Raw genomic sequence first — 25,545 nt, 5'->3', positions numbered from 1 at the left:
TGCCCCGTCTGGCGGCGTATATACCGGATGCGGGCCATGGTGATCAAGCGTTTTTGCGCCCGCCCTAGGCGCCCAGGCGTTCGGCGTCTTCGTCGTCCACCACCGCATCCAGCGGCGTGCCCGAGGTCCCGACCAGCATGGCGATGGGGGCTTCGCCCGGGTCCTTGCGCGCGTGGGCGACCGCTTCACCCGCGTGCCAGCGGAAGCTGTCGAACGCCCCGCAGCCACCACAGAGCGGCGCCCAGCCCTTTGGCGTGTGGCCGCAGTCTGTACACACCCAGCGCGCACCGTCTTCGGCGTGCGCCAGCGCGGCCTCGATCGGGTCCGGGTTTTCCCCGAGCGCGTGCGCGAGCGCGAGGCGGTATTGCCACGCCGCGCGGGTAGGCGCGTCACGAGTGAGTTTCTCGAGCACCGGTTTGGCGGCGTCATACTCGCGCGCGTCCATCAGCGCGTCCGCCAGCAGCAGCATCGACTGGGCGTCTTCAGGGTTGGCGTCCGTCAGCGTGCGCACACGCTTCAGCCAGTCGGCGCCGCTTTCGGAGGCGTCCAGTTCCTTATAGACCTTTGCGAGCGTCGGGTGCGGCGCGCGGGACCAGACATCCTTCACGATTTTCTCGGCCCGCTTCTTGTTGCCGGAAGCGAATTCAAGCTTCGCAAGGGCCGCAGCCGCCGGCGCGAAATCAGGGCGCAGTTGCAGGGTTTTCTTGAAGGTCTTGCGGGCAGCGTCCCGGTCGCCCTTGAGGTTCTGTTCGGTCGCCTGGGCAAACGTGAGCGCCGCCTTGTGGCGGGTAACTGTCTCTGATTCCAGCAGTTTTTCACGTGAAACCTTGGCCAGCGCCTCTTCGGCCTCCGCCCAGTTGCCCGCCGCGACTTCCAGCGCGAACAAGGTTTTGAGCACCCAGGGGCTTTTGCGGTTCTCATGAAAGGCCGTGCGCGCCAGCCGGAGCGCTTCATTCTCGCGCCCCAGACGCCGGGCTTCCTGCACCAGGCCCCTCAGGCCCAGGAAACGCCCGTCTTCGGTTTTCTCCAGCGCGTGATAGCGCGCCTGCGCGGCCTTATGGTCCCCGGCGCGCGTGGCGGCTTCGGCGGCGATCAGATGCACCATCGGCTGGGGCGGCAACAGCACTTCGGCCTGCTCCACCAGCTTCCTGGCCAGCTTGTGATCCCCGGCCGAAAGCGCCACCAGCGACTGGTTCAGCATCTTGAGCCCGCGGCCCTGGCGTTTGATTTCGGCGTTCTTGCCCAGGACCGGCATATCGCGGCGTATCCAGCCCACCAGCCACACGATTGAGGCCGTGGTGGCCGCCACAACAGCCGCCGCCAGCACCATGGAGGCAAAGCTGGTGTAAACCCGCAGCCCGGCGAAATCGATGGTCACGGCACCCGGGTTATCGGCCAGGCGGGCGGCCGCAAAGGCCACCAAAAGGATCGCACTCACCCACAGGAACAGGCGGATCATTGGCCGCTCCCGCCCATGGCGACGGTGGAGGATGACACCCGTTCAATCAGCCGGTCGAACGCGCGGCGCACCCCGGCGTAGGCTTCTGCCCGGTCGCGCCACACGGCCGTGGCCTCAAGCGCCGGGCCTTCAAGCGCCGCCAGTACCTTAACGGCACCCGCCACATCGCGCGCCAGCAACAGCCGCTCGGCTTTCACCAGCTCGGCATCGAGCCCCGTGGCCCCGGCGTCCGTGCGGCGGCTGGAGAACAGCCCCGCCAGGAAGTTGCCGTCGGCCTTGTCGGCGGCATTCACCGCCGCGGCTGCGACATCGTCAAAGTCTGCCACCAGCGCGTCATAGCTGGCGACGCCTGTGCCGTGGCTTTCCAGATAGCCGAGGTCGGCCCCGATCATCTGTTGGTCCAGCGCGGGCAGGGCGGCGAAATCAGGCCTCAGCGCGCCAAGGCCAGAACCAAAAGGCTGACCCACCAGCGCCCGGTCCTTGAGGCGCCCCAACGCCAGCACAATGCGGCCGCGCGGGGAGGCTTCAAGCGCCCCGGCCTGCACGCTCAAAAGCGTGTCTTCCACCGCCTTCAGCCGCGCCTTCAGGCTGGCGGCCTCACTGCGGGCCAGCGCCAGCGCGCCCTTCAGTTCGGTTACATTGGGGTCGGCCGCGCCAGACAGGGTCGAAAGCCGTGCCACGTCATCGGTCAGGCGCGTGATCTCTGATTGGAGGGCAGCGAGCTTTTGCGCGTCGACAGCAGGTGCTGTTGTCCCGCCCGTGCCGGTGGCCGCCAACTGGTTCAGGTCTGCCTGCAGAGCCGCGCGCGCGGCCTCCGCGGCCTTCAGGTCTTCGGCTTGCTGCGCCAGGATTTCCTGCTGGCGCGCAAAGGCTGCCTTCAGGTCGTCCATGGCTGTCTCAAGCGGTTGGCTGTCAAAAGTCGTGCCAGCAGAATTCTGTGCAGGGGGCGGCGCCAGGCTGATGCCCAGGCGTTCCAGCCCCGGTGCGAATTGGGGGGCAAGATAGACACCCGCGCCAAACGCGCCCATCACCACCACAAGACCCCAGGCAAGCTTGGTACCCGCGCCCATGCCCGCCTTCTTCGGTGAAGTCGTGTCAGACGATTTTGATGAAGAAGCCGGGTCCGGCTCTAGCGTTTCATGGATGATGGTTGCCTCGATGATATCGGGATCATCAGGCCTTTCAGAAGCGGCGTCAGGCGCCTTGTCTGTGTCTTTTTCGCTCACAAGCATGCCCCTTTCGGGGCCCCCTTCGTCATCTTATTCTTCGAGCAGGCTGAAAAGTGCCTTCTCGGTCGGTATGATGGCATAGCGGACAGACCGCCACGGCCCGATCAGATTTTGCGCCACGCGGGTGGAAAGCGCCACGGCATCCATCTTCGAGAGCCAGTCGGACCGGCCATATTCTGCCGCTGCTTCCTCAAATGTGGTGGCAGTACGCGGCGAATAAAAGAGGGCCATGTCGATTTCGCCTTCCTCCAGAGCTTCCTGCACCCCAGCAGAAAAGGCCCGCAAGGGGCGCGACTGGTAGGTAACGCAGGTATCGGCGTCAATGCCTTCGCCCCGAAGCACGTCAGCGATATTATAGCTGATCACATTGCCTGCCAGATGGGTGTATTTGCGCTTGTCCGCCAGGCCGCATTCAAGAAGGATCGGCACCAGCTGGCGCGCTGTGCCCGGCCCGGCTGTCACATTGGTGAAGCCAAGCCTGCGCGCCTCATTCGCCGTTTCCTCACCCACCGCGAAAATCGGCCGGTCCTTGTTGCCGATGTTGGCAAGGCCAAGGCGGGCGCCATTTTTGCTGGTGACAATCAGGCTGCGGTCTTCGCTGGGGATTTCAAAGGAAACAGGATCGATCTGGATCATCGGCGCGATGATCACCCGGTGCCCCAGCGCCTCCAGCTTCTCGGCTGTGGGGGTGGCTTCTTCCATGGGGCGCGTGACGAGGACTGTGGTCATTCTATCTCCGCTTCGATGGCGCGGGCGAGTTCACTAAAAAAGGCCTCGCCGGCGTCTTCCCTTATCCGTGCCCCGATATCTTTACCGAGGTCGGCGGCGCGGTCAATCTCCGCGGCGCATTCGCCCGTCTTTTCAAACACCTGCGTGCCGTCAAGCGACAGCAGCTGGGCCCTGAGCTTCAGCCGGTCGCCCTCAAGCGCCGCGTGGGCCGCGATGGGCGTGCGGCAGCTGCCGTCAAGCGCGCTCAGGAAGGCGCGCTCCGCCGTCACCGCCACCGCCGTCTCCCGGCAATGCAGGGGCTTGAGAAGCTCCATCATGGCGCCGTCTGAGGTGCGCACCTCCACCGTTACCGCGCCCTGCGCTGGCGCCGGCAGGAAATCCTCCACCGGCAGGGTCTCGGTGGCCTTGTCGCTCATGCCCAGGCGGTTGAGGCCCGCGCGCGCCAGGAAGGTGCCCTCGGCCTCGCCCGCTGCCAACTTCTTGAGCCGTGTCTGCACATTGCCGCGGAAGGTGACAACCTTCAGGTCCGGCCGGAGCCTCAGCGCCTGCGCCCGACGCCGGAGCGACGCGGTGCCGAGGGTCGCGCCCTCGGCCAAGTCCGCGAACCGGTCCACGCTCGCGCTCATGAACACGTCGCGCGGGTCCTCTCGGCGGAGGAACACCGTCAGCGCCAGCCCGTCGGGCAGGTGGGTCGGCATGTCTTTTGAACTGTGCACCGCGCAGTCGATCTCGCGCGCCAGCAGCGCGTCCTCGATCTCCTTGGTGAACAGGCCCTTGCCGCCCGCGTTCATCAGATGCCGGTCCAGAATGCGGTCGCCGGTGGTCTTGATCACCACGATCTCCACATTGTCAGCGGTCAGGTGGTCGTGCGCCGCCACAAGGCGGGCTTTCACGTCCTCGGCCTGGGCCAGCGCCAGCGGGCTGCCACGGGTGCCGATCTTCAAAATCTTTTTGCTACTGGTCGCTTCTTGCACGGATGCCTCTTCTGGTGCTATTGCGGGCGCGGCCAGGTCAGGATCAGCCGCGTGCTCATCTTCTGGCTTATAGAACTTTATGCTACCGGGCTAAAGCCCAAATGGGGCAAGATGCCCTGACGAAATGGCCGGCGAGACAATTTGTCCCGGCATGAGGGCACTTTTGGGCCCTATGGGTGTGCCCTTTTGTGCCCCAAGGGCACACGGGGCGGCGAATGTGTGCCCAAAAGGGGTAAGACAGGACGATCATGGCGAACGACCAGGCAACCAGCGCGGAAAACCCGCAGCGCCCCTATGTTCTGGGGATCGAGACCAGCTGTGACGAAACGGCCGCCGCGATCGTCAGCGCCGACAAGCGCGTGCTTGCCCACCGGGTGCTAAGCCAGATTGACGATCACGCCGAATTCGGCGGTGTGGTGCCGGAAATTGCCGCGCGCCAGCATATATCGCACCTGGATAAGCTGTTGGAATCGCTGATGAAAGATGCAGGCCTCGGCTTTGATGACATGGACGCTGTCGCGGCCACCACCGGCCCCGGCCTGGTCGGCGGCCTGATGGTCGGGGTGATGACCGCCAAGGCCATTTCCGCCGCCACCGGCAAGCCTTTCATCGCCGTCAACCATCTGGCAGGCCACGCGCTGACGGTGCGGCTGGTGGACGATATCAGCTTCCCGTACCTGCTCCTCCTGGTCTCAGGCGGGCACTGCCAGATCCTGTCTGTCACCGGCGTGGGGCAGTTCACTCGGCTCGGGACGACCATTGATGATGCGGCAGGCGAAGCCTTTGATAAGACAGCGAAATTACTGGGCCTCGGGTACCCCGGGGGGCCAGCGGTTGAGGCTGCAGCGCGCGAAGGAGACCCCAAGCGCTTCCGCCTGCCAAAGCCCATGGTGGGCAAGCCGGGCTGCAATTTTTCCTTCTCCGGCCTCAAAACAGCCGTGCGGCGACTGGCCGAGGAATGCGCCGAAGGCGAGGGCATCCTGACCATCCGCGACCGCAATGACATTTGCGCCGCCTTCCAGCAAGCCCTGGGCGACTGTTTGATCGACCGGTTGAAGAATGCCATCCAGTTGTTCCGCGAAACCGCAGGAAACGGCAACTTTCCGCTGGTTGTCGCGGGCGGTGTGGCCGCTAACGCCTACCTGCGCGGCCAGATCGAAGCGCTGGCGGACAAGGAAGGCCTGCGCTTTTCAGCCCCGCCGCTGGCGCTCTGTACCGACAATGGCGCCATGATCGCCTGGGCAGGGCTCGAGCGTTTCCGGGAAGACCCCGCCATCAATGACGCGGATGAAGCGCCGCGCCCGCGCTGGCCGCTCGATGACGCGGCCAAGCCTATGGTTGGCAAAGGAAAAAAGGGCGCAAAAGCATAAGCTTCTTGCCTCTCGCTCGATTGCCGGGCAATCTGGGCGCAAGCCTTTTTCATCAGTATACGCTTCGAGTTTTGGGGAGAGACAGGTGCAGAAAATCGGTGTACTTGGCGGCGGCGCCTGGGGGACAGCACTGGCAGCGGCAGCAACCCGCGCCGGGCGCGATACCCTCTTGTGGGCCCGGGAAGCGGAAGTTGTGGCTTCTGTCAACGACAGCCACGAGAACACGCTTTACCTGCCGGACGCAAAGCTGGACCCGGCGCTCAAGGCCACAGGAGATCTGGCGGACCTGGGCGACAGAGATGCGATCCTGCTGGTCGCACCCGCCCAGCACCTACGCGCCATGGTGCGCGACCTCAGCCAGTATATCGGGGGCCATGTACCGCTGGTGATCTGCTCCAAGGGGATCGAGGTCGCAACCGGCAAGCTCCTCTCGGACGCGGTCGCCGAAGAATGCCCCGACAATCCGGTTGCTGTGCTCTCGGGCCCTACCTTCGCCATCGAGGTCGCCCGCGACATGCCCTGTGCTCTCACGCTGGCCGCCGCCGACAAAACTGTTGGGAACCAACTGGTTAAGGCTTTGGGGCAACCAACGTTCCGGACCTATTATAACCACGATGTGGTCGGCGCCCAGATTGGCGGCGCCATCAAGAATGTGCTCGCCATCGCCACCGGTATCGTCGCCGGGCTTGGCATCGGCGAAAATGCCCGTGCCGCTGTGATCACCCGGGGCCTGGCTGAAATCATGCGCTTTGGTGCGCTTTACGGCGCTGAGCGCGAAACGCTGATGGGCCTGTCGGGCCTTGGGGACCTGATCCTCACCTGCTCGTCAACCCAGTCGCGCAACATGTCGCTCGGGAAGGCCATCGGCGAGGGCCGCACCTTTGCCGACATCATGGCCGAACGGCGATCTGTGGCCGAAGGCGCCCATACCGTTGAAATCGTTCACAAAATCGCTGCGGACAAGGGTCTCGAGATGCCCATTACCGCCGCCGTTTACCAGATTCTGAAGGAAGGCCAGGACGTCCGCACGGTCACCGAGGCCCTCCTTGCTCGCCCTTTCACATCCGAAAGCTGATAGGAGACAGCCATGCTGTTCATGATCCTTGCCCACGACAAACCCGACAGTGTTGACCTGCGCATGGCCACCCGGTCGGCCCACCTGGACTATATCAAGGGCGCAGGCAACCGCATCAAGGTGGCCGGGCCCATCCTGTCCCCCGGCGACGACCCCAAGCCTGTGGGCAGCATGATCGTAATCGATGCCGCCAGCGAAGGTGCCGTGCGGCTTTTCGCAGAAAATGACCCTTATGCCACCGCAGGACTTTTTGAGGCGGTCGAGATCAAGCCCTGGAAGGGCGTGGTCGGCGAGTGGATTCCGTCATAGGAGCAACCCTTGGCTTACTGGCTGGTGAAATCGGAACCCGAAGACTGGTCCTGGCAGGACCAGTGCGGTGTGGAAAGCGAACCCTGGACCGGCGTTCGCAATCATCAGGCCCAAAACAACATGCGCAAAATGACGGTGGGCGATGAAGTTTTGTTCTACCATTCCGGCAAGGCGCGCGAGATCGTTGGGCTTTGTGAAGTGGTCAAAGGACCCTACCCAGACCCGGATGACGAAAAAGGCAAATTCTGTCTGGTCAATTTGAAAGCCAAGGAAGCCGTCAAAACACCGGTAACGCTGGCCGATATCAAAGCCCTGCCGGCGCTCAGCCATCTGGCGCTGGTGCGGCAGGCGCGCCTTTCGGTCATGCCGATAGACAAGGGCGCCTGGCAAATCCTGAAGGGCCTTACCGGCCTGACCACATGACCCCCACACCCCCCTTACACCTTGAAGACACGGCTGCCGGACCACCCGCCGGTTCACTTCTGGTCAGGCTTGCGGATCTGCCTGACCACGGCGGCAAAGATATCATATTCACCGATGGGCCCCACCTGCTGCAGCTTCTGGTGCAACGTCATGGCGGCGAGATTTATGTCTACGAGAACCGCTGCCCGCACGCGGGGACACCGCTCAATCTGTTCAATGACCGTTTTCTGGATATCAGCGGCAAACGGCTGATCTGTCGCACGCACGGGGCCCTGTTCGATCCGCAATCCGGGCTGTGCGTACGGGGCCCTTGCAAGGGTGACCACCTGCGCCCTGTTGCCTTTGAGGTAAGGGATGGCGGTATCTATTCGCTTTAGCGCGATATATTGATCAGATGATAACCGTGCCCGAGCGCGGCTGTGGCGGGGCCGTGCGGTTGGTGCCTTCACCCGGACGCTCCACCGAGATCACGAACCAATAATCCTTATAGCCGTCTTCATGCTGTACTGACTTCAGCACCATCGAGAGCTCTGGATCAAAATAGACTGTCTGGGTCTTGCGTTTGGTGCGGCTGCTGCTGCTGGTCTCGGTCACAATATCAACGACAAAAACCTTCCTGTCGCCCGAAGACAGGCTGAGGGTTTTCTCGCCGATCACCGACACATGAGACCAGAAATTATAGGATGTACCGCGGTCAAGCCGTTTGATGTTGCCTGAAAAACTGACTTCCTTGCCGACGGCTAGTGGGAAAAGTTGTTCCAGGATCGCTTCGTCAAAGTCCGCCTCATATTGATATTGGGGTTCGCGACCACTGACCGGATAGAGGCCTCGATAAGCGCTAAATTCTGCGACGGGTTCACCGTGGATATACATTTCGGTAGTCACCAGCTTTCCCGTGACTGCAGTAATCTCCGCGTAGATTTCCTGTCGGTGACGCTGGATGACGGCACGGGTGCCAACCACAGCGGGAGGGGAAGACGGTGCCTGTGCAATGGGGTCGCATGCTGCCAGCATCGGTAAAAGCAGCAGTAGCAAATAGCGCAATTTCATCGGCACACGCAATCACTCCCCAAAAATCGTCAGTGCCCCTCTTAGCACCCCGATCGTCTGGTGGGAAGTGGCCTGATGCCCCACCAGATCAAACTTTAGCTTATCAATTTTCCATCCTGACCGCGACAGGCATGTATAGTCGTCGCTTAGGTTGGGCGCATGGTTTGTGGATGCTCGGCACTAGAGTCTTTGGACCGCAGGTCCGCCAGCTCAATGTTTCGTTTGATCACGTATGACTCTGGCGCCATCGCCAGGCCTCGCCTGTATTCCTCAAGGGCCATGTCAATTTCGCCGGTTTCAAGATAGATGTTCCCGCGATTATTATAAAAGCGCCAATTGTTGGGGACGATGCGGATAGCTGTATTGCAGTGATCCAGCGCGTCGGTCCAGGCTTCTTCCATAATGAGCGCCACGCACATGCCGTTGTGAGCACGCGCCCGCTGCCAATCCGTAAGGTCCCGGTCCAAGGCAGCTGTGAAAATCTCGCGTGCCTGCTCCGTATTACCTACCTGAATCATCTCACGGCCCTTCTTCAGAAGGTCTGATGCCTTGAGGACGATGTTGTAGGTGTAGGCGTTGGCCATACCTGAAATTGCAAGCGCCGCCACGGTTGCCAGCAGATAGCGAAAAGTAGTTCGCATAACGATCTCCTTTCGTTGGTACCCCCTAACGATCAACAGATCAGCTTCTGCAATCATACCATATTTCCGGCCAAGCCGAGAGCACATATGGCTGAGAGTGCCCAAAGACAGCATTCCATTAACCGATTAGTTATAAAGTAACACAACCTGCAGAAGTTGCACAACTAAGCCTTCGTTTGGGCTAGGTTAGGTCTTTCGGCCGAACAAAATTCAGCAGCCGCCCACTTTCAAGGTCGGCCTGTTCGAGACACGGTGCATCGAACTCAAGAATACTGAGCGTACAGGTGGGGTACTTAGCCCCAAGACGGCGAATCAATTCCGAATCGCCCCCCTTCGCGGACCTGAAGGCCATATCATGAAAGCCAGGATTGTGACCAATCAGAAGCACCGATTCATACTGTCCAGCATCCGTCACAATAATCTGACGAATGGTTTCAGTGCCCGCACCATAAAGAGCTGGCTCATAGAGCACATCAAACGAAAGGCCTCCGGCTTCGGTGAGGATTGCCAGAGTTTCCCGTGTTCGCTGCGCCGTCGAGCAGATGACCAATTTGGGACATGTATCGTCCTTGGCAAGCCACTGCCCCATCTGTGCCGCAGCAGCTTGTCCGCGTGCATTCAAGGGGCGGTCATGGTCAGGCAACCCCATACCCCAATCCGATTTGGCATGCCGCAGAAGAAATAATTTGGCCATCAAGCGCCCTCCCAAACGGCAGTCGTCCCCATCCTGCCAAATCCCCAGAATCCCGCGAAAGTTACAAAATCTTAATTAAAGTTCGCGAGAGTTCGAATACTATAGCCGGTATGGGGACCGAATAAAAAGCTTAGAACCGATGACATCAGCCCAGTTTAACAGACGCCTGTATCCTGAGTGCCATATATCAGGTTCAATGCGTCATTGGCCTATTGTCATTGCTTCCTTGCACCTTCTTTTTTGTTTTACTTGCCTGATCTGGTCCAATGCCGCTGCGGCCCAAACTGCTCCTGATCAAAATTTGGACCTGACCGACGCAGAGCGTCATTGGATTTCCGAGCATCCTGTTATCCGCCTGGGCGCAGACCCAGACTATCCACCCTTCGAGTTTTTTGACAACCGCGGACTATATGGTGGCATCGCATCTGACTATCTGAAGATAATTGAGGCGCAAACGGGGCTGAAGATCTTGATGCCCGTGAATCAACCGTGGCCCGAAACAATGTTGCAGGCGCGCGCCAAACAGGTGGACCTACTGGCTGCCGTTGGCAAATCCGAAGAGCGAGAGAGCTTTCTGGTTTTCTCGGAGCCCTTCCAAAACTATCGGCGTGTCATCCTGATGCATGAAGATGCGCCACCGATTAATGGCATTCAGGACCTGACAGGCCAGAGGGTTGGGGCATTACGGGAAAGTACCGACCCTGATTTCCTTGCAGTCAACGCGCCGGGCGTTGAAGTGGTCCTGTTTGACAGCTATGACGAAGCACTGCTGGCGCTGAGCCAGGAATCCGTTGATGCCATTGTAGGCAATGGCATGTCTGCTGTGTTTACGTCGCGCCAACTGGGCCTAATTGATGTCAACATCGCGGCCCCGGCATCCTTCACCCAATATTCGCTTCATTTTGCCGCCCGTAACGATTGGCCGGAACTGATCTCCATCATCAATAAGGTGCTTGCCACAATTCCTTTGGCAGAAAGGAACGAAATTCAGCGCAAATGGACATTGGTTAGCGCCACTGGCATGCCAGACTATTCCCTGATCTGGAAAACTGCCCTGGCACTTTTGCCATTCCTGCTTTTCGCCTTCGCCTGGGCCTATCACGCCAAAGTCCAGCAACGCCGCCTCGAGCGTGTCCAGGCCCAATTGAAAACCGCTACCCAAAAATCAGACTCTGCCAACAAAGCCAAATCCACTTTTCTCGCAAATATGAGCCATGAAATGAGGACGCCGCTGACAGGTATCATTGGTTTCCTCGGGCTGATTCTGGAAGAAAAGCCAGGCAACGTCATCCGCGAACATGCTGAGCTGTCCATGGATTCAGCCAAGAACCTCCTGCAATTGATCAATGATATTCTCGATCTCGCCCGACTCGAGTCCGGCGTTACCGTCGCCAATCCGGGCCCTATCTGCCTGGACGCGCTGTTGAGGTCGGTGGTCTCTGCCATGCGGCCGCTCGCAACGGAAAAAGGACTGGCGCTGGAGTTTTCACAAGAGGGCATGGGACCCAGCCTTGTGAAACAGGACGATAAATTATTGCGGCAAATCCTGGTCAACCTTGTGGGAAATGCCATTAAGTTTACCCGCGCAGGGAAAGTCTCTGTCACCCTCACTTACCTGAAGTCCGACCGCCCAGGTTTGTGTTGCTATAGAATCGATGTAATCGATACCGGCGTAGGGATCGAGGGAGAGGACCTTGCCAGGCTAACCAAACGGTTTGAGCAAGTTCATTCACTGGCTGTGAACAACAGTTCGGGAACAGGCTTGGGCCTAGCCATCTGTGACGAGCTTGTGCGCCTGCTTGGCGGCTCCTTTTCCTTCGAAAGCGAATTCGGCGCTGGATCCACCTTTAGCGTAAAACTATACAGCCCCTATGTAGCCGACAAACCAGATGACGATGTGGCGTCTGGGAACAAAGTCAGCCAGGATGCTGGTTCGGCGGGCGACTCCATTGAGGGTGCGCGCATTTATCTGGCCGATGACAATGCCATCATCAGAACGCTGGTGGAAAAAATGCTGACACCACATGGCGTCGAGGTTTCGTCCTTCAGCGATGGGCAGGCGCTCTTTGAAGCGATGCAAAAAGAGGCATACGACAATCAGCAACCCGGCTGTGACCTTATTCTCATGGACATCCACATGCCGGAAATGGATGGTCTGGAAGCACAACGACAGATACGAAAGCTCGGCCCTGCCTTTGACCATCTTCCCATCATCGCCCTGACGGCAAATGCCATTAAAGGCGAGCGAGAGATCTACCTGAGCGAAGGGATGGACGGCTATGTCTCCAAGCCGATCGACCCGGAACACTTTCTCCGGACTCTCCGACATTTTCTGCAAATTCACGCCTTTACCCCAGGCAACCATTGAACCACGCCACAGTCCTGCTAGACAAGGTCTGCAAGCTAGAGGGTGATGCATGACACTGTTAATTGATGGCAAAGTGGAAAAGGGGATCATTGTGCTCGCGCACGGCGCGGGAGCTGGAGCAGACCATCCATTTATGGAAACTTTCGCGAAAGGTGTGGCGGCAGCGGGCTTTCAGGTCATCCGGTTCAACTTCCCCTACATGGAGAAGCGTAAGGAAGATGGCAGGAAGCGCCCCCCTGACCGCGCACCCAAGCTACTTGAAGCCTATGAGAACGTGGTCCGCAGCATTCCAGAAACGAACAAGCCGCTGATCATTGGCGGGAAGTCCATGGGCGGCCGGATCGCCAGCATGCTGGCAGCAGGGAACAAAAGCCTCAAAATCGATGGACTTGTGTGCCTGGGCTACCCATTCCATGCGCCTGGGAAACCGGATCGCATCCGAACAGAGCATTTCCCCGACATATCTGTCCCCACCCTAATCGTACAAGGCGAACGCGACCCTTTCGGTGGCACCGACCTTCTTGCGGGATTGGCCGTGCCCAAAAACTTCACTGTCCACTGGGCACCTGACGGTAACCATGACCTGACGCCACGGAAAGCATCCGGCCATTCACAGCAAGGCAATTGGGAAGCCGCAATGAAAGCCATTGCTGCCTTCGCAGACAAGCTTCAGGACTGATCCGACTGCTACCTGACGCCTCAGCGCTGCAGCATCTTCTGGGCAGCCGCGACAAACTTCTTGCTGTTGTCGTCCTGCTTCAGGTCTGGCCGCGGTGGCATGGTCAGGCCTTTCTGCACTGCAGGACGTTCCTTCAACTGTTCAGTCCAGGCCTTCAAGTGATCGAGCCCGTCCAGGGACAGGCCGGCCCAGCTGTGCGCGAGAACCCAGGGGAAACAGGCGATGTCGGCGATGGAATAGTCGTCACCCGCCAAATAGGCACTTTCGCCCAACCGACGATCAAGGATGCCGTAAAGGCGAAGCGTTTCATTCTGGTACCGTTCAATAACGGCGGGAAGTTTTTCGGGAAAATAGCGGAAGAACACATTCGCCTGCCCCTGCATCGGCCCAAGGCCACCCATCTGGAACATCAGCCACTGAGTGACGAGCGAGCGCCCTTTGGCGTCCTCCGGCATCAACTTGCCGGTCTTTTCAGCCAGATACATCAGGATCGCACCCGATTCGAACACAGCAAAATCGCCTGCGTCATGATCGACAATCGCCGGGATCCGGCCGTTGGGGTTGATGTTGGTAAACCAGTCTTCCTTCTGCGCCCCTGACGATAGATCAAGTGCCTTCATTTCATAAGGCAAGCCCAACTCCTCAAGCGCTATGGAGACCTTGTACCCATTGGGTGTTGCTGCTGTGTAGAATGTGATCATGGCGTGCGCCTCCTCCCTGTTGTCAAAGAAGATAGGGGCAACTGCAGAAGTTTAAAGCAACCCATCAGTCACAATTTCGACATCCGACAAAAAAAGGGGGCCAAAGCCCCCTAATCCAAGACCGGATTGAATTCAGCTCCAGCTATTTGTTCTGGCGGTTTTCAATCAGGTCATCCACCACGCCCGGGTCGGCAAGCGTTGAGGTGTCACCCAGGTTGCCAAATTCGTTTTCGGCGATCTTCCTCAGAATACGGCGCATGATTTTGCCGGACCGTGTCTTGGGCAGGCTTGGCGCGAACTGGATGAAGTCCGGCGTAGCGATTGGGCCGATTTCCTGACGTACAAGCTTCACCAGATCCTTGCGCAGTTCCTCAGACGGTTGGATACCTTCAAACAGCGTGACATAAGCATAGATGCCCTGGCCCTTGATATCATGCGGGAAGCCCACAACAGCGGCCTCCGCAACGAGATCGTGCTCAACCAGCGCCGATTCGACCTCTGCCGTACCCATGCGGTGACCAGACACGTTGATCACATCATCCACCCGGCCCGTGATCCAATAGTAACCATCTTCGTCCCGACGGCATCCGTCACCGGTAAAATAGAGGCCCTTGTAGGTTGAGAAATAGGTCAGCTTGAAGCGCTCATGATCGCCGTACACCGTGCGCATCTGGCCTGGCCAGCTGTCGGTGATCACCAGATTGCCCGATGTGGCGCCTTCCAGGAATTTACCGTCCTGATCCACCAGCGCCGGTTTGACACCGAACATCGGCTTCGTGGCGGACCCTGGCTTCAGGTCTATCGCGCCCGGAAGCGGCGCAATCATCACGCCGCCGGTCTCCGTCTGCCACCAGGTATCGACGATAGGGCAGCGCTCTTCGCCCACCACCTTATGGTACCAGAGCCAGGCTTCCGGGTTGATCGGCTCACCCACCGTGCCCAGCAGGCGGATCGAAGACCTGTCATGCTGGGTCACGAAATCATCACCCAGGCGCTCAAGGGCGCGGATCGCGGTCGGGGCAGTGTAGAATATGTTTACCTTGTGCTTCTCGCACACCTGCCAAAAACGGCCAGCGTCCGGGTAGGTGGGGATGCCTTCGAACACAAGGGTGGTCGCACCGTTCGCAAGCGGACCGTAAACAATGTAGCTGTGGCCGGTGACCCAGCCAACATCGGCCGTGCACCAGTAGATCTCGCCTCTCTTATAGTCGAACACATATTCGTGCGTCATGGAGGTCCAGACCATATAGCCGCCGGTGGTATGCAGCACGCCTTTTGGCGTACCGGTGGAGCCGGAGGTATATAGGATGAACAGCGGGTCTTCGGCGCTCATTTCCTCAGGTGGGCAATCGGCTGATACGTCAGCCGCTGCATCATGATACCAGACGTCGCGGCCCTCAGCCCACTTGACGTCTCCGCCCGTGCGTTTGACCACGACTACAGATGAGACATCAGGGCACCGCTCGAGCGCCGCATCCACATTGGCCTTGAGCGGTACTTTTTTGGACCCGCGCAGGCCTTCGTCCGCTGTGATCACCAGTGTTGACTTGCAATCCAGGATGCGGCCTGCCAGCGCGTCAGGCGAGAAACCACCAAACACCACGGAATGCACGGCACCGATGCGCGCGCACGCCAGCATGGCATACACGGCCTCGGGGATCATCGGCATATAAATGGTGACGCGGTCGCCCTTCTTGGCGCCACGGCCCTTGAGCACGTTGGCGAAGCGGCAGACATGCTCATACAGCTCACCATAGGTGATATGCTTGCTGTCTGCCGGGTCATCGCCTTCCCAGATGATGGCCGTATCGTTTGCACGCTCAGGCAGGTGCCGGTCGATACAGTTGGCGGAAGCGTTGAGCGTGCCGTCTTCGAACCATTTGATCGAGATATCGCCGGTAAAGCTGGTGTTCTTCACCTTGGTGAAAGGTTTCATCCAGTCGATTCGGCGGGCCTGATCTTTCCAGAAGCCCTCAGGGTCTGTGACAGACTGCTCATACAGCGCGTCATACTGCTCCTTGGTGCAGTGCGTGTTCTCAAGCGCTGACGCCGGTACCGGAAAAACATAATGCTCGCTCATTGCATACTCCCTCCAAAAATGCACCGGCGATCATGCAACCTCCTTGTGGTGGTTGCAACCCTTGGAATGGCAACGATGTCATAAAACGCACGCTTTTTTCTTTTCCAGCTATCAATAAACGGAAAGCGCGCTATCTTTTGCGCCATGATCCAGTCTCAGGACCAGACATCGCGGGGTATTATCGCTTGTGCATGCGGCGCTATCGGCATCAGCTCTGCCGCCATCTTCATGCGGCTTGCCGATGTCACGCCAGCAGCGTCAGCTTTCTGGCGCCTATCCATGGCGGCACCCGTCCTGATCTTCATCTATTGGTTAAGCGCGCGAAAAAAAGGCAGACCATCACTGATGCCTTCGGGCGAAGAGGCCCGCTGGATTCTACTGGTCGGGCTTTTGTTTGCGGCGGAACTGTTCACCTGGCACTGGTCTGTCAGCAAAACCACCGTGGCGAATTCCACATTGCTTGCCAATATGGCGACAATTTTCGCGGCCCTATATAGCTTTGCATTGTTCGGGGAGCGATTTAACAGGCGCTTCCTGGGCGGCATGGTGTTGGCGCTGGCGGGCGCAGCCCTCCTTATGGGGCGGAACGCGGAATTGAACCCGGCCTTCATCCCAGGTGACCTATTGGGGTTGCTGACAGCTGTACTCTATGGCGGCTATATCGTCGGCGCAGCCCGGGCGCGGCGCGTGCTTGATGCCCCGCTTCTGATGGCTGGCACGGCCGTAGTTTCCGGCCTAATACTGGCCTTGCCACTGTTTTGGGTAGACGGGCCTGTCCTGCCACTATCACCCGCAGGATGGACGCCCTTGATCGGCCTGGCGCTTATCGCGCATGTGCTTGGGCAAAGCCTGATTGTCTACGGGCTGGCGCATGTGCCGGCGGCGCTTGGCGCCCTGTGTCTGCTGATACAGCCTGTGATTTCTGCCCTTTGGGCCTGGTGGCTCTTTGGCGAGGCACTGGGTCCGATCCATATGATAGGCGCAGCCGCCGTCCTCGGTGGTATCTGGACCGCAAGGCAAAGTCATCGTCAGAAAATCTTGAAACCGACGGCCTGACTACCAATCAGACATCATCGAAGGACCACCCGACTTTTTGTTGGCCACGATCCGCCACAGCTTGAGGTCACCCGTCTCCAGCAACTTCTTGCGGCGCGTCCAGAACTCGGCTTCACGCATCAGCGTCTGGATCATCATGGTGCCGTCTTCGCGCTTCGCCAGCTTGGCGGCCACTTCATCAGCACCTGCCCACGCCTGGTTGATCATATCGACATATTGCATGCTGATGTCTTCAGAAACGCGTACCTGCAGATGGTGCTTCTTCAATAGATCAACAAGCTCGTCCGCGAGCACGGGGTATGGGTGGCGGCGTTCGCCAACAACCCATTCCTTATATTTGTCCTTGCCCAGCACCGCATCAGAACCAATGACATATTCTGTCATTAGGAAAAGCCCACCCGGCTTCAGCTTTTCCTCGATCTTGGCAATCATGTTGGACTTGTCTTCGATGGTAAACAGGGCTTCTTTGGCAAGCGCACGGTCGTACTTCCGGTCAAAGCCCTCAAATCCCTCCGGAACATATTGTTCCAACTGGGCCTTTTTCTCCAGCCCGGCCATCTTGGCCAGCTTGCGGCCCTTGTCGACCAACATCTCCGATTCTTCGAAACCGGTGATCCACACCCCAAACCGATCCACGAGGACACGGCTGGGGCCGCCAAGCCCCGCACCAATCTGCAACATGGACATTTCAGGACTGAGCGCCAGAAGCTTGGAAAGAGAGACGATATAATCCGGGCCTCCAGGGCCACAGAAGCCCTTGCCCCAGATATACTGGGCGATATCGACGGTAGCGGCATCCCACGGATCGAGATTTTCTGCGCTCAGTTCTTTTGGGCGCTCAGCCTTGGGCTCATCGGAAAAATCCATTTCCGGCTTGCCTGTACGCTCACTGAGGCGCTTCTTGATATCGTCCGTGTCATAACCTTCCCACCAAGCCTTAAGGCGTAGCTTCAGTGGTACTTTCGCATCAGGTTTTTTCTGCTTCGTCGCCAAATTTTACACCCACGCAATGCCAAAGGATCGGCGAAAGCCGACAGCCTTTTGCTCCCAGATACCAATATGAAAACCGAACGGGGCATTTTTGCAAGCCCCGATCGACTGTTTTCATAAAGATTTTTGCGTGATTAGCCGCGCAGAACCGCGCCAACGGCCTTTTCGGCCGCCGCACAAACCTTGCTGGAGATCGCTTCGATATCCTTTTCGGTGAAGGTTTCTTCCTTGGGTTCGAGCAGAACGCTGACCGCAATAGACTTCTGTCCTTCCGGCACACCCTTGCCTTCATAGACGTCGAAAATCCCAACATCAGCGATGAAAGCCTTGTCCGCACCCTGAACGGCCCGCACCAGGTCAGACACCTTGGCATCCCGGTCCATCAGGAAGGCAAAGTCACGCTCAACAGACTGCAGCTTGGAAACCGTCAAGGCTCCCTTGGCAGCACCCGAGTTTTTCGGTGTCGGAACACGGTCGAGATAGACCTCAAAGCCAACAACCGGCCCATCCACATCCAGCGCCTTGAGCACCTTGGGGTGCAGTTCACCGAAGCTTGCGAGGATGTTCTTTGGCCCAAGACGCAATGTGCCGGACCGACCCGGGTGATAGTAACCCGGCGCCTCATCAAACACCTGTAGGTTCGCAGGCGCGCCGACAGCCTCAAGGGCAGCAAGGGCATCGCGTTTGGCATCGAACACATCAACTGCCCGATTGGCTGCAGCCCAATGACGCCCGGCATTCCGGCCCGCACGCAGGCCGGCTGCTACAAGAAGCTGGCCTTTTTCCGTGTCGTTTTCATACACGGGACCCACTTCAAACAGCGCAACAACGTCTGCACCGCGGTCGCGGTTGCGCTGGGCCGCCTGCATCAGGTTCGGCAGAATGCTTGGACGCATGCAGTCAAGTTCGCTGGAGATCGGATTGTCGACCACCAGCGTCTCGTCACCGCCACCAAACAGCGCCGCATGGGCGCGCGTCATGAAGGACCAGGTCACAGCTTCATGCATGCCAACGCCTGCCAGGCGGCGCTTGACCGCCCGTGCCCGTTTCTGACGTGGGCTCAGCGTCGTACCTGCCTTATGGTCAGTCGCTGGAAGCGCGACACTTGGAATATTATCCAGGCCATGAATACGCAGCACCTCTTCAACGATATCCGGCTCGCCTTCCACATCCACGCGCCAGGAAGGCACATGCACCGTATAGGGATCATTGCCTTCAACCTTGAAGCCAAGCTTTTCCAGAATCGCAACGCTTTCGCTCGCGGGCAGGTCCAGCCCGCCCAAGGTTTGCACGCGCTCGCTGCGGAACGGAACGGTCTTGTTCCAGACAGTATCTTGTCCCGCTTCGAAGACATGGCTGACTTCACCGCCACACAGGTCCAGAATCATCCTGGTGGCGATTTCCATGCCGTCGCGAATGAACAGCTCGTCCACGCCGCGCTCAAACCGGTAGCGTGCATCTGTGATCAGGCCATGGTCGCGACCCGTGAAGGCCGTACGCTTGGGATCAAAGAGAGCGGCCTCCAATACCACATCAGTGGTGTCGTCCGCACACCCGGTATCCAGGCCACCGATGATGCCACCAAAGCCTTGTGGGCCCGACGCGTCGGCAATCACCGTCTCGCCGCCCTTGGCGGTATATTCCTTATCGTCGAGTGCGGTAAATGTCTCACCCGCATTGGCAAGGCGCGCCTGCAGGTCGCCGTTAAGCTTGTTCGCGTCATAGACATGCAGCGGACGACCCAGGTCATGCGTGATGTAGTTGGTGACATCCACGAGCTTCGAGATCGGACGCAGGCCGATGGCTTTCAGACGGTCCTGCAGCCACTGTGGGCTTGGGCCGTTCTTGACACCCTTGAAGCGGCGGCCCAGGAACTGGGTACAGGCGCTTTTGGCCTCTTCCGGCAGATCAATCGACACTTTCACGTCGCTTTCGAACGAGCCGGCAACTTTCTCAACTGCAAGCGGCTTCAATGTCCCGAGGCCCGCAGCCGCGAGGTCGCGCGCGATGCCGTAAACGCCCAGACAGTCCTGCCGGTTGGGCGTGATCTCAATATCGATCACCGGATCGTCCAGCTGGGCATACTCGACATAGGACGTGCCGACCGGGGCATCCTCTGGCAGTTCAATGATTCCGTCATGATCGTCGCCCAGCTCAAGTTCTTTGGCAGAACACATCATGCCGATGCTTTCCACACCGCGGATCTTGGCTTTCTTCAGCGTGACATCAAGGCCCGGGACATAATCGCCAGGGCGGCCCAGTACTACCTTAATGCCGGTGCGCGCATTGGGCGCGCCGCAAACGATCTGCATTTCTTCGGTGCCGTTCGACACCTTGCAGACCTTCAGTTTGTCAGCGTCCGGGTGTTTTTCAGCGGACAGCACTTCGGCAACTGTGAAGGCGCCAAGCTTTTCAGCCGGGTTTTCAACCGTATCGACCTCAAGGCCGATGGCATTCAGTTTTGCAACGATTTCATCGAGGCTCGCATCCGTGTCCAGATGGTCCTTGAGCCAGCTAAGGGAAAATTTCATCGGCTGAGCCCTCCTGCGAGCGTGGGAAGATCAAGGGCGCGGAACCCATAGTGACGGAGCCACCTGAGGTCGGCGTCAAAGAAGGCGCGCAGGTCATTCATGCCATACTTCAGCATGGCCAGGCGGTCGATACCGCAGCCGAAGGCAAAGCCCTGATACTCGTTCGGGTCCAGGTTACAAGCCTTCAGGACATTCACATTGACCATGCCGGAGCCGAGAATCTCGAGCCAGTCGTTGCCGTCACCAATTTTCACGGTGCCGCCTTCGAAGCTGCACTGCACGTCCACTTCCATGGACGGCTCGGTGAACGGGAAATAGCTCGGGCGCAGGCGCAGGGTTACAGCGTCCACTTCAAAGAAAGCCTTCAGGAAAGCTTCCAGCGTACCCTTGAGGTGACCGAGGTGCGTATCCTTATCGATCACCAGACCTTCCACCTGATGGAACATAGGCGTGTGCGTCGCATCAGAGTCTGAGCGGTAGGTACGGCCAGGTGCGATAATACGGATCGGAGGCTCTTTCGACAGCATGGTGCGAATCTGCACCGGACTGGTGTGCGTCCTGAGAACCTTGCGGTCGCCGTTTGCGTCAGGCCGCAGATAGAATGTATCATGGTCCTGGCGGGCAGGATGCTCTTCCGGAATATTCAGCGCGGTAAAGTTATGGAAGTCAGATTCCACGTCCGGGCCTTCAGCCACATCAAAGCCAAGGCTCGCGAAAATTTCAGCGATTTCGTCCATCACCTGACTGATCGGGTGTACGCTGCCAGAAGCATGTTCCTGTACCGGCAAGGTCACGTCCACGCGTTCGTCGCGCAGGCGGGCGTCAAGCGCTGCTTCCTCAAGCGTTTCCTTGCGTGCAGCAATCTCGTCCGCCACCTTGTTCTTGAGGCCGTTGAGCGCCGGGCCCATTTCCTTGCGTTCCTCGGGGCTCATGCCGCCGAGGCCCTTCATGAGCTGGGACACGCTGCCTTTCTTGCCGAGTGTGGAGACCCGGACTTCCTCAAGCGCGTTCAGGTCACTGGCCGCTGAAATCTGGGCCGCGATCTGTTCCTTGAGCGCTGAAATCTGTTCCTGCATTTTTCTTCCGCTTATTCGAGCAATTAAGTCACTAAAACAATGGACTGTTTCAATTGGCCCATAATCCGGGCGCAAGCAAATAAAAAGAGGACCCCGCCAACGGCCAGGCCCTCTTTAAAGTCTTGGTGTTTGCTGTTCGCAAACCAGCCTTAGTTGGCGAGGGCGGCCTTAGCCTGATCCACAAGCGCCTCAAAAGCGGATGGTTCGTGAATGGCAAGATCGCTCAGCACTTTGCGGTCCAGCTCCACACCAGCCAGCTTGAGGCCGTGCATAAACTGACCGTATGGCAGACCGAGAGACCGTGCGCCTGCGTTGATCCGCTGGATCCAGAGAGCGCGGAAGTTGCGCTTCTTGGCTTTGCGGTCGCGGTAAGCGTACTGGCCGGCTTTCTCAACTGCCTGACGAGCAACTTTGATGGTATTCTTGCGACGGCCCCGGTAGCCTTTGGCTTCCTCGAGGACCTTCTTGTGACGAGCGTGCGATGTTACACCGCGCTTAACACGTGCCATGGTATATTTCTCCTAAACCTGAAGGACCCGATACGGCTTAGCCGTAGGGCATGAACTTCTTAACAATCGTAGCGTCAGCGTCACAAAGGACAGTGGTGCCACGGAGGTTACGGATTTGCTTGTTGGTGCGCTTGATCATACCATGCTGTTTACCAGCCTGGTTTGCACGAACTTTACCAGAAGCGGTTAAGCTGAAGCGTTTTTTGACGCTCGATTTTGTCTTCATCTTGGGCATTTTTTGTCCTTACTTAAACTTAAAGTTCCGACATAACTGAACAGCCACGGCAGCCCTTTACTGGCCGGACGGTTCGATGAAGCGCGCTGTATAGCGCTAGACCCGAGCATTTGCAAGCAGATTCCTTGGCTTTTCGGACTCACACTCCGCGGTAGCCTTGCGATCCGATAAGGGCCATGAAATGATGGCTGTCGTCAACGATAGCGAGGCACACGATGCGATACTTGGTAATTCTGGTCACCCTGCTTTTCTGCGCCGTCCTCCCGGCAAGCGCAGCCCCGGCCCTGTGGCGCATGGCGGACGACGATACCGAGATTCACATCTTCGGCACACTGCATATGCTCGAAAAGGGAACCACATGGGCCAACGCCAGCATTACCAATGCTTTCGGCGGCGCCGACGCCCTGGTTGTCGAGCTTGATGACCGTGAACTTGAACGTGCAGGCCCCCTGTTCATGGAAGCTGGTAAGCTGCCGCTGGGCATGAGCATGCGCCAGATAGTCGGCAACGGCATTTATAATGATGTCCAGCGACTCGCGCGCCAGCTGGACCTTCAGGAGGACGCATTCCTCAATGTCCGGCCATGGTTTGCAGGCATGTCGCTGACCGTCGTAAGCCTGACCAAAATGGGATATGACCCTGCAAGCGGTGTTGATCAGGCGCTGATCGGCGAAGCGCTGCGCCTCAGGAAACCGATTCTCGGCATTGAGACCGCGGCCCAGCAGGTCGAGCTTTTCGCGTCGCTGTCACCAGCGCAGGACAAAGCCATGCTGGTGGATGCACTCCGGCAGTCATCCAACATAAAGGCCTATATGACCGAACTGCAGAGCGCCTGGCTCGATGGCGATGAAACCACCCTCGACAAGCTTCTGAATGGTGAACTGATGGACATGAATGGCCTCGGCGACCACCTACTATATGACCGCAATCAGAACTGGGCGATCCAGCTATCGCATCTGATGAACAAACCGGGTCGGTTTTTCGTAGCGGTCGGTACAGCCCATGTGGTGGGTGAGAAGTCCCTGATTGTCTTCCTGACACGTCAAAGTCTTTCGGTGGAACGGGTTCAATAGGACAGGCCATGACAGGCTATTCAGGTACTCCACTGATCAAGAAACTTGGTATCAAGGACGGCTTCACCGTTCGGTTTGAACACGCCCCGGACTATTTCGGCAAGCTGATCGGCCCCTTGCCGACAGGCATCACTGAAGCACCCGTAAACTGTGATTTTATCCATGCGTTTTATAAAGATCGCGCTCTTTTCGAATCTGAGTTGGGCGCTTTCATGGACGCCATCAAACGTGACGGCATGATCTGGATCAGCTGGCCGAAGAAGGCTTCAAAGGTGGCAACGGACATGACCGAGGATGTCGTACGGGAAGTGGCCCTGCCGCTTGGCCTTGTTGATGTGAAAGTGTGCGCGGTTGATGAGGTCTGGTCCGGCCTCAAGCTGGTGATCAGGAAGGAATTGCGCTAGCTTTCGTCATCTGCCTTGAGTGCTGCGACCTCGGCCTTGAGGCGGTCAATTTCCTTTTGCTGTTCGACAAACAGGCGGGCGCCCGCATCGAAAGCCATAAAAACACCGGGCATCCAGGTGTCTTCCTTTTCCGGATACATGGAAAAATCATCACCAAAAAGCGGGAATGGCATATCCGGGAAATAGGTTGCCCTGACTTTTTCATTCCCAGCCTCGAAATGGCTGAGAAATGCTTTCGCCGCTGCCTGCGAAGGCTTGATTCCTTTCCCAGAAAAATGTTTGTCCAACATCCGAACCAGGGCCATGCGGTAGTGTTCGGACTGCTCGCCAAAACGGTCCTGCCGTTTCTGGTTGAAGGCCGCGAGAAAGCGCTGCCCCAGCCGACCAAGGGATTGGTTTTTGCTGTCCGGCACAATCCAGTCTTGGCCAGCAGGCATTTCCAGCGCATCACAGAAATCGGCGATCAAATCACCACCCACCAGTTGGTCGCGGTCAAACAGGCGAACTCGCATGGCCTGCTTGCCAAAGACACTCGCGTACAGCTCACAGGTGCGCCAATAGTCAAACGAGATAGGCAGCTCGCCCTTGATCGCCAGGTTTGGCTTCTTGCGCCACTGACCGACCTTCAGGGCCGTTGAATAGAGGCTGGTCGCAGCTTTATCCTGGCGCCTGATATAAAAGATCACCCGGACTTCATCTGCTACCGAATGCAGAAGGACCGCCAGGCGCTCCAGTTCTTCCACCGTTTCAATGCGGCTGTGGCAATGCTCGTTCGTCAGGACAATCCGCTCGGGTGCCGTTTTTGCGACTTCAGCCAGCAGGTCGGCGCTGAACTCTTTCTGGAAGCGTTCGAGCGCTGCGTCCGACCGGACACCCACCTGGGCCATCAGATTTCTGCGGCTGCTGTCCTTCATCGCATAGGCCGCCAGCGCAGGCTGGTTGTCTTCACCCGGGGTGCGAGGGAACAGATAGCCGTGGCCCGTCAGCCGATGGCGATTTGCCCGCAAGAAAGCCTGAATGCTGGTGGAGCCCGTTTTTTCGGCCCCGATATGCAGATAACAGATTTTCGCGCGTGCCATGGATTCTGTCCTGCTAGCTGTTGATGCTTCCGGCAATCGCGCGTGCCGCAGCTGCCGGGTCATCCGCCTGTGTGATCGGTCTGCCGATTACCAGCACATCAGCGCCCGCAGTGACCGCGTCCGCCGGTGTCATCACGCGCTTCTGGTCGCCGGCCGCGCTGCCAACCGGGCGAATGCCGGGTACCACCAGCTTGAAGTCCGGAGCCGTCGCCTGACGCGCCAGCGTAATTTCCCGCGGGCTGCACACCATGCCGTCGAGGCCGCTTTTGTGCGCAAGCCCCGCAAGCCGCGCGACCTGGTCAGCAACGGCATCATTCACACCGATAGCCTGAAGGTCATCGTCATCCATGCTTGTCAGGATCGTCACTCCGGCTACCCAGGGTTTGTCGTTCCCATGCTTTGAAGCTTCTTCCGCGGCAGTCTCTGCTGCGCGGCGCATCATCTCGGGCCCGCCCTGGGTGTGGATCGTGAGGATCTTGGGCCCCAGCGGCGCAACAGCGCGAATGGCACCCGCCACCGTATTGGGGATGTCGTGAAATTTGAGATCGAGGAAAATCGGCATGCCTGTTTCCGCGACAGCCTTGAACCCGTCTGCGCCATTCGCACAGTAAAATTCAAGCCCCAGTTTAACGCCCCCCACAGTGCCCTGAAGCTTTTTTGCCAGCGCGACAGCGGATGCGGTTTCAACAGTATCCAGCGCACAGAAAATGCGATCACTTGGCTTCATGGGGCATCCTTTCCTTACTGCGGGCGTGCAGCAGAGTTACCCGCCTTTACCGCCCTTTGGCAAGGCCTTGAGAAAGACTCAATC

The 25,545-nt window shown here is 58.5% G+C and carries 26 protein-coding genes; 10 read left to right on the top strand and 16 right to left on the bottom strand.

Annotation, left to right across the window (positions count from 1 at the left end):
* Positions 1-64 precede the first annotated feature (64 nt).
* The 4 genes from B3Z17_RS09125 to hemC are packed head-to-tail and all read right to left on the bottom strand — an operon-like array spanning position 65 to position 4,391.
* A complete protein-coding gene (locus B3Z17_RS09125; RefSeq protein ID WP_286829513.1) occupies positions 65-1,459 on the bottom strand; it encodes a heme biosynthesis protein HemY in 1,395 nt (464 codons plus the stop codon).
* The gene (locus B3Z17_RS09120; RefSeq protein ID WP_286829512.1) at positions 1,456-2,685 is read right to left on the bottom strand and encodes a hypothetical protein; all 1,230 of its coding nucleotides are present in this window, start codon (positions 2,683-2,685) and stop codon (positions 1,456-1,458) included. Before B3Z17_RS09120 ends, B3Z17_RS09125 begins: the two co-directional genes overlap by 4 nt.
* Positions 2,686-2,718: 33 nt before the next feature.
* Positions 2,719-3,417 carry a uroporphyrinogen-III synthase gene (locus B3Z17_RS09115; protein ID WP_068309080.1) on the bottom strand — a complete coding sequence of 233 codons (699 nt, stop codon included), beginning with the start codon at positions 3,415-3,417 and terminating at the stop codon, positions 2,719-2,721.
* Positions 3,414-4,391: a hydroxymethylbilane synthase gene (gene hemC, locus B3Z17_RS09110; protein ID WP_286829511.1), complete on the bottom strand. Its 978-nt coding sequence runs from the start codon at positions 4,389-4,391 to the stop codon at positions 3,414-3,416. The genes B3Z17_RS09115 and hemC overlap by 4 nt, the downstream gene beginning before the upstream one ends.
* Before the next feature lie 248 nt (positions 4,392-4,639).
* Between hemC and tsaD the strand changes: the two genes are divergently transcribed.
* From tsaD to B3Z17_RS09085, 5 genes are all read left to right on the top strand, one after another.
* Complete coding sequence (gene tsaD, locus B3Z17_RS09105) at positions 4,640-5,761, top strand: tRNA (adenosine(37)-N6)-threonylcarbamoyltransferase complex transferase subunit TsaD (RefSeq protein ID WP_286829510.1); 1,122 nt, start codon at positions 4,640-4,642, stop codon at positions 5,759-5,761.
* Between the two features lie 85 nt (positions 5,762-5,846).
* On the top strand, positions 5,847-6,836 hold the full coding sequence (locus tag B3Z17_RS09100; protein ID WP_286829509.1) for an NAD(P)H-dependent glycerol-3-phosphate dehydrogenase: 990 nt from the start codon (positions 5,847-5,849) through the stop codon (positions 6,834-6,836).
* A gap of 12 nt (positions 6,837-6,848) precedes the next feature.
* Positions 6,849-7,145: a YciI family protein gene (locus B3Z17_RS09095; RefSeq protein ID WP_286829508.1), complete on the top strand. Its 297-nt coding sequence runs from the start codon at positions 6,849-6,851 to the stop codon at positions 7,143-7,145.
* 9 nt (positions 7,146-7,154) lie between these two features.
* Positions 7,155-7,568, top strand: coding sequence for an EVE domain-containing protein (locus B3Z17_RS09090; protein WP_286829507.1), 414 nt, complete (start codon positions 7,155-7,157; stop codon positions 7,566-7,568).
* Complete coding sequence (locus B3Z17_RS09085) at positions 7,565-7,945, top strand: Rieske (2Fe-2S) protein (RefSeq protein ID WP_286829506.1); 381 nt, start codon at positions 7,565-7,567, stop codon at positions 7,943-7,945. Before B3Z17_RS09090 ends, B3Z17_RS09085 begins: the two co-directional genes overlap by 4 nt.
* 13 nt (positions 7,946-7,958) lie before the next feature.
* Here the strand turns inward: B3Z17_RS09085 and B3Z17_RS09080 are convergent, their stop codons facing one another.
* From B3Z17_RS09080 to B3Z17_RS09070, 3 genes are all read right to left on the bottom strand, one after another.
* On the bottom strand, positions 7,959-8,624 hold the full coding sequence (locus B3Z17_RS09080; protein WP_286829505.1) for a hypothetical protein: 666 nt from the start codon (positions 8,622-8,624) through the stop codon (positions 7,959-7,961).
* A 140-nt stretch (positions 8,625-8,764) separates the two neighbouring features.
* Entirely contained in the window at positions 8,765-9,259 is a 495-nt protein-coding gene (locus tag B3Z17_RS09075; protein ID WP_286829504.1) for a tetratricopeptide repeat protein, read from the bottom strand.
* A gap of 181 nt (positions 9,260-9,440) precedes the next feature.
* Positions 9,441-9,953, bottom strand: coding sequence for a SixA phosphatase family protein (locus B3Z17_RS09070; RefSeq protein ID WP_068309065.1), 513 nt, complete (start codon positions 9,951-9,953; stop codon positions 9,441-9,443).
* 196 nt (positions 9,954-10,149) lie between these two features.
* On the opposite strand from B3Z17_RS09070, the gene B3Z17_RS09065 reads away from it, so the two are divergent.
* Both B3Z17_RS09065 and B3Z17_RS09060 read left to right on the top strand, forming a co-directional pair.
* Entirely contained in the window at positions 10,150-12,321 is a 2,172-nt protein-coding gene (locus B3Z17_RS09065; RefSeq protein WP_286829503.1) for a response regulator, read from the top strand.
* Between the two features lie 49 nt (positions 12,322-12,370).
* A complete protein-coding gene (locus B3Z17_RS09060; protein WP_286829502.1) occupies positions 12,371-13,000 on the top strand; it encodes an alpha/beta fold hydrolase in 630 nt (209 codons plus the stop codon).
* A 20-nt stretch (positions 13,001-13,020) separates the two neighbouring features.
* Here B3Z17_RS09060 and B3Z17_RS09055 read toward each other — a convergent pair whose 3' ends face one another.
* Complete coding sequence (locus B3Z17_RS09055; protein WP_286829501.1) at positions 13,021-13,701, bottom strand: glutathione S-transferase family protein; 681 nt, start codon at positions 13,699-13,701, stop codon at positions 13,021-13,023.
* Positions 13,702-13,843: 142 nt separating this feature from the next.
* The gene (gene acs, locus B3Z17_RS09050; protein WP_286829500.1) at positions 13,844-15,781 is read right to left on the bottom strand and encodes an acetate--CoA ligase; all 1,938 of its coding nucleotides are present in this window, start codon (positions 15,779-15,781) and stop codon (positions 13,844-13,846) included.
* Between the two features lie 144 nt (positions 15,782-15,925).
* Between acs and B3Z17_RS09045 the strand changes: the two genes are divergently transcribed.
* The gene (locus B3Z17_RS09045; protein WP_286829499.1) at positions 15,926-16,837 is read left to right on the top strand and encodes a DMT family transporter; all 912 of its coding nucleotides are present in this window, start codon (positions 15,926-15,928) and stop codon (positions 16,835-16,837) included.
* On the opposite strand, the gene B3Z17_RS09040 is transcribed toward B3Z17_RS09045, so the two are convergent.
* The 5 genes from B3Z17_RS09040 to rpmI form a co-directional block, all read right to left on the bottom strand.
* A complete protein-coding gene (locus B3Z17_RS09040) occupies positions 16,838-17,830 on the bottom strand; it encodes a class I SAM-dependent methyltransferase (RefSeq protein WP_068309053.1) in 993 nt (330 codons plus the stop codon).
* A 131-nt stretch (positions 17,831-17,961) separates the two neighbouring features.
* On the bottom strand, positions 17,962-20,358 hold the full coding sequence (gene pheT / locus B3Z17_RS09035; RefSeq protein ID WP_068309051.1) for a phenylalanine--tRNA ligase subunit beta: 2,397 nt from the start codon (positions 20,356-20,358) through the stop codon (positions 17,962-17,964).
* The gene (pheS, locus tag B3Z17_RS09030; RefSeq protein ID WP_286829498.1) at positions 20,355-21,434 is read right to left on the bottom strand and encodes a phenylalanine--tRNA ligase subunit alpha; all 1,080 of its coding nucleotides are present in this window, start codon (positions 21,432-21,434) and stop codon (positions 20,355-20,357) included. Before pheS ends, pheT begins: the two co-directional genes overlap by 4 nt.
* A gap of 149 nt (positions 21,435-21,583) precedes the next feature.
* On the bottom strand, positions 21,584-21,943 hold the full coding sequence (gene rplT, locus B3Z17_RS09025) for a 50S ribosomal protein L20 (protein WP_068309046.1): 360 nt from the start codon (positions 21,941-21,943) through the stop codon (positions 21,584-21,586).
* 37 nt (positions 21,944-21,980) lie between these two features.
* Complete coding sequence (rpmI, locus tag B3Z17_RS09020; protein WP_068147087.1) at positions 21,981-22,178, bottom strand: 50S ribosomal protein L35; 198 nt, start codon at positions 22,176-22,178, stop codon at positions 21,981-21,983.
* Positions 22,179-22,393: 215 nt separating this feature from the next.
* Here rpmI and B3Z17_RS09015 point away from each other — a divergent pair, with 215 nt between their 5' ends.
* Both B3Z17_RS09015 and B3Z17_RS09010 read left to right on the top strand, forming a co-directional pair.
* Complete coding sequence (locus B3Z17_RS09015) at positions 22,394-23,251, top strand: TraB/GumN family protein (RefSeq protein ID WP_286829497.1); 858 nt, start codon at positions 22,394-22,396, stop codon at positions 23,249-23,251.
* An 8-nt stretch (positions 23,252-23,259) separates the two neighbouring features.
* Positions 23,260-23,655, top strand: a complete 396-nt coding sequence (locus B3Z17_RS09010) for a DUF3052 domain-containing protein (protein WP_286829496.1) — start codon at positions 23,260-23,262, stop codon at positions 23,653-23,655.
* Here B3Z17_RS09010 and B3Z17_RS09005 read toward each other — a convergent pair.
* Together B3Z17_RS09005 and pyrF are read right to left on the bottom strand one after the other, a co-directional pair.
* Positions 23,652-24,734, bottom strand: a complete 1,083-nt coding sequence (locus B3Z17_RS09005; protein WP_286829495.1) for a hypothetical protein — start codon at positions 24,732-24,734, stop codon at positions 23,652-23,654. The two genes, B3Z17_RS09010 and B3Z17_RS09005, sit on opposite strands and share 4 nt — an antisense overlap.
* 13 nt (positions 24,735-24,747) lie before the next feature.
* Positions 24,748-25,461, bottom strand: a complete 714-nt coding sequence (gene pyrF, locus B3Z17_RS09000) for an orotidine-5'-phosphate decarboxylase (protein ID WP_286829494.1) — start codon at positions 25,459-25,461, stop codon at positions 24,748-24,750.
* Positions 25,462-25,545 lie beyond the last annotated feature (84 nt).

This window comes from Kordiimonas sp. UBA4487 (genome assembly GCF_002389025.1).
Lineage (GTDB): Bacteria > Pseudomonadota > Alphaproteobacteria > Sphingomonadales > Kordiimonadaceae > Kordiimonas > Kordiimonas lacus.
The sequence above is the reverse complement of the archived record's forward strand: the minus strand, read 5'-3'. Positions and strand labels throughout refer to the sequence as shown.

What these genes read in the sequence shown, in the direction of transcription:
- B3Z17_RS09125 (WP_286829513.1), bottom strand. Translation starts at nt 1,459, where the DNA reads ATGATCCGCCTGTTCCTGTGGGTGAGTGCGATCCTTTTGGTGGCCTTT.
- B3Z17_RS09115 (WP_068309080.1), bottom strand. Translation starts at nt 3,417, where the DNA reads ATGACCACAGTCCTCGTCACGCGCCCCATGGAAGAAGCCACCCCCACA.
- tsaD (WP_286829510.1), top strand. Translation starts at nt 4,640, where the DNA reads ATGGCGAACGACCAGGCAACCAGCGCGGAAAACCCGCAGCGCCCCTAT.
- B3Z17_RS09095 (WP_286829508.1), top strand. Translation starts at nt 6,849, where the DNA reads ATGCTGTTCATGATCCTTGCCCACGACAAACCCGACAGTGTTGACCTG.
- B3Z17_RS09085 (WP_286829506.1), top strand. Translation starts at nt 7,565, where the DNA reads ATGACCCCCACACCCCCCTTACACCTTGAAGACACGGCTGCCGGACCA.
- B3Z17_RS09075 (WP_286829504.1), bottom strand. Translation starts at nt 9,259, where the DNA reads ATGCGAACTACTTTTCGCTATCTGCTGGCAACCGTGGCGGCGCTTGCA.
- B3Z17_RS09070 (WP_068309065.1), bottom strand. Translation starts at nt 9,953, where the DNA reads ATGGCCAAATTATTTCTTCTGCGGCATGCCAAATCGGATTGGGGTATG.
- B3Z17_RS09065 (WP_286829503.1), top strand. Translation starts at nt 10,150, where the DNA reads ATGCGTCATTGGCCTATTGTCATTGCTTCCTTGCACCTTCTTTTTTGT.
- B3Z17_RS09060 (WP_286829502.1), top strand. Translation starts at nt 12,371, where the DNA reads ATGACACTGTTAATTGATGGCAAAGTGGAAAAGGGGATCATTGTGCTC.
- B3Z17_RS09055 (WP_286829501.1), bottom strand. Translation starts at nt 13,701, where the DNA reads ATGATCACATTCTACACAGCAGCAACACCCAATGGGTACAAGGTCTCC.
- acs (WP_286829500.1), bottom strand. Translation starts at nt 15,781, where the DNA reads ATGAGCGAGCATTATGTTTTTCCGGTACCGGCGTCAGCGCTTGAGAAC.
- B3Z17_RS09045 (WP_286829499.1), top strand. Translation starts at nt 15,926, where the DNA reads ATGATCCAGTCTCAGGACCAGACATCGCGGGGTATTATCGCTTGTGCA.
- pheT (WP_068309051.1), bottom strand. Translation starts at nt 20,358, where the DNA reads ATGAAATTTTCCCTTAGCTGGCTCAAGGACCATCTGGACACGGATGCG.
- pheS (WP_286829498.1), bottom strand. Translation starts at nt 21,434, where the DNA reads ATGCAGGAACAGATTTCAGCGCTCAAGGAACAGATCGCGGCCCAGATT.
- rplT (WP_068309046.1), bottom strand. Translation starts at nt 21,943, where the DNA reads ATGGCACGTGTTAAGCGCGGTGTAACATCGCACGCTCGTCACAAGAAG.
- rpmI (WP_068147087.1), bottom strand. Translation starts at nt 22,178, where the DNA reads ATGCCCAAGATGAAGACAAAATCGAGCGTCAAAAAACGCTTCAGCTTA.
- B3Z17_RS09015 (WP_286829497.1), top strand. Translation starts at nt 22,394, where the DNA reads ATGCGATACTTGGTAATTCTGGTCACCCTGCTTTTCTGCGCCGTCCTC.
- B3Z17_RS09010 (WP_286829496.1), top strand. Translation starts at nt 23,260, where the DNA reads ATGACAGGCTATTCAGGTACTCCACTGATCAAGAAACTTGGTATCAAG.
- B3Z17_RS09005 (WP_286829495.1), bottom strand. Translation starts at nt 24,734, where the DNA reads ATGGCACGCGCGAAAATCTGTTATCTGCATATCGGGGCCGAAAAAACG.
- pyrF (WP_286829494.1), bottom strand. Translation starts at nt 25,461, where the DNA reads ATGAAGCCAAGTGATCGCATTTTCTGTGCGCTGGATACTGTTGAAACC.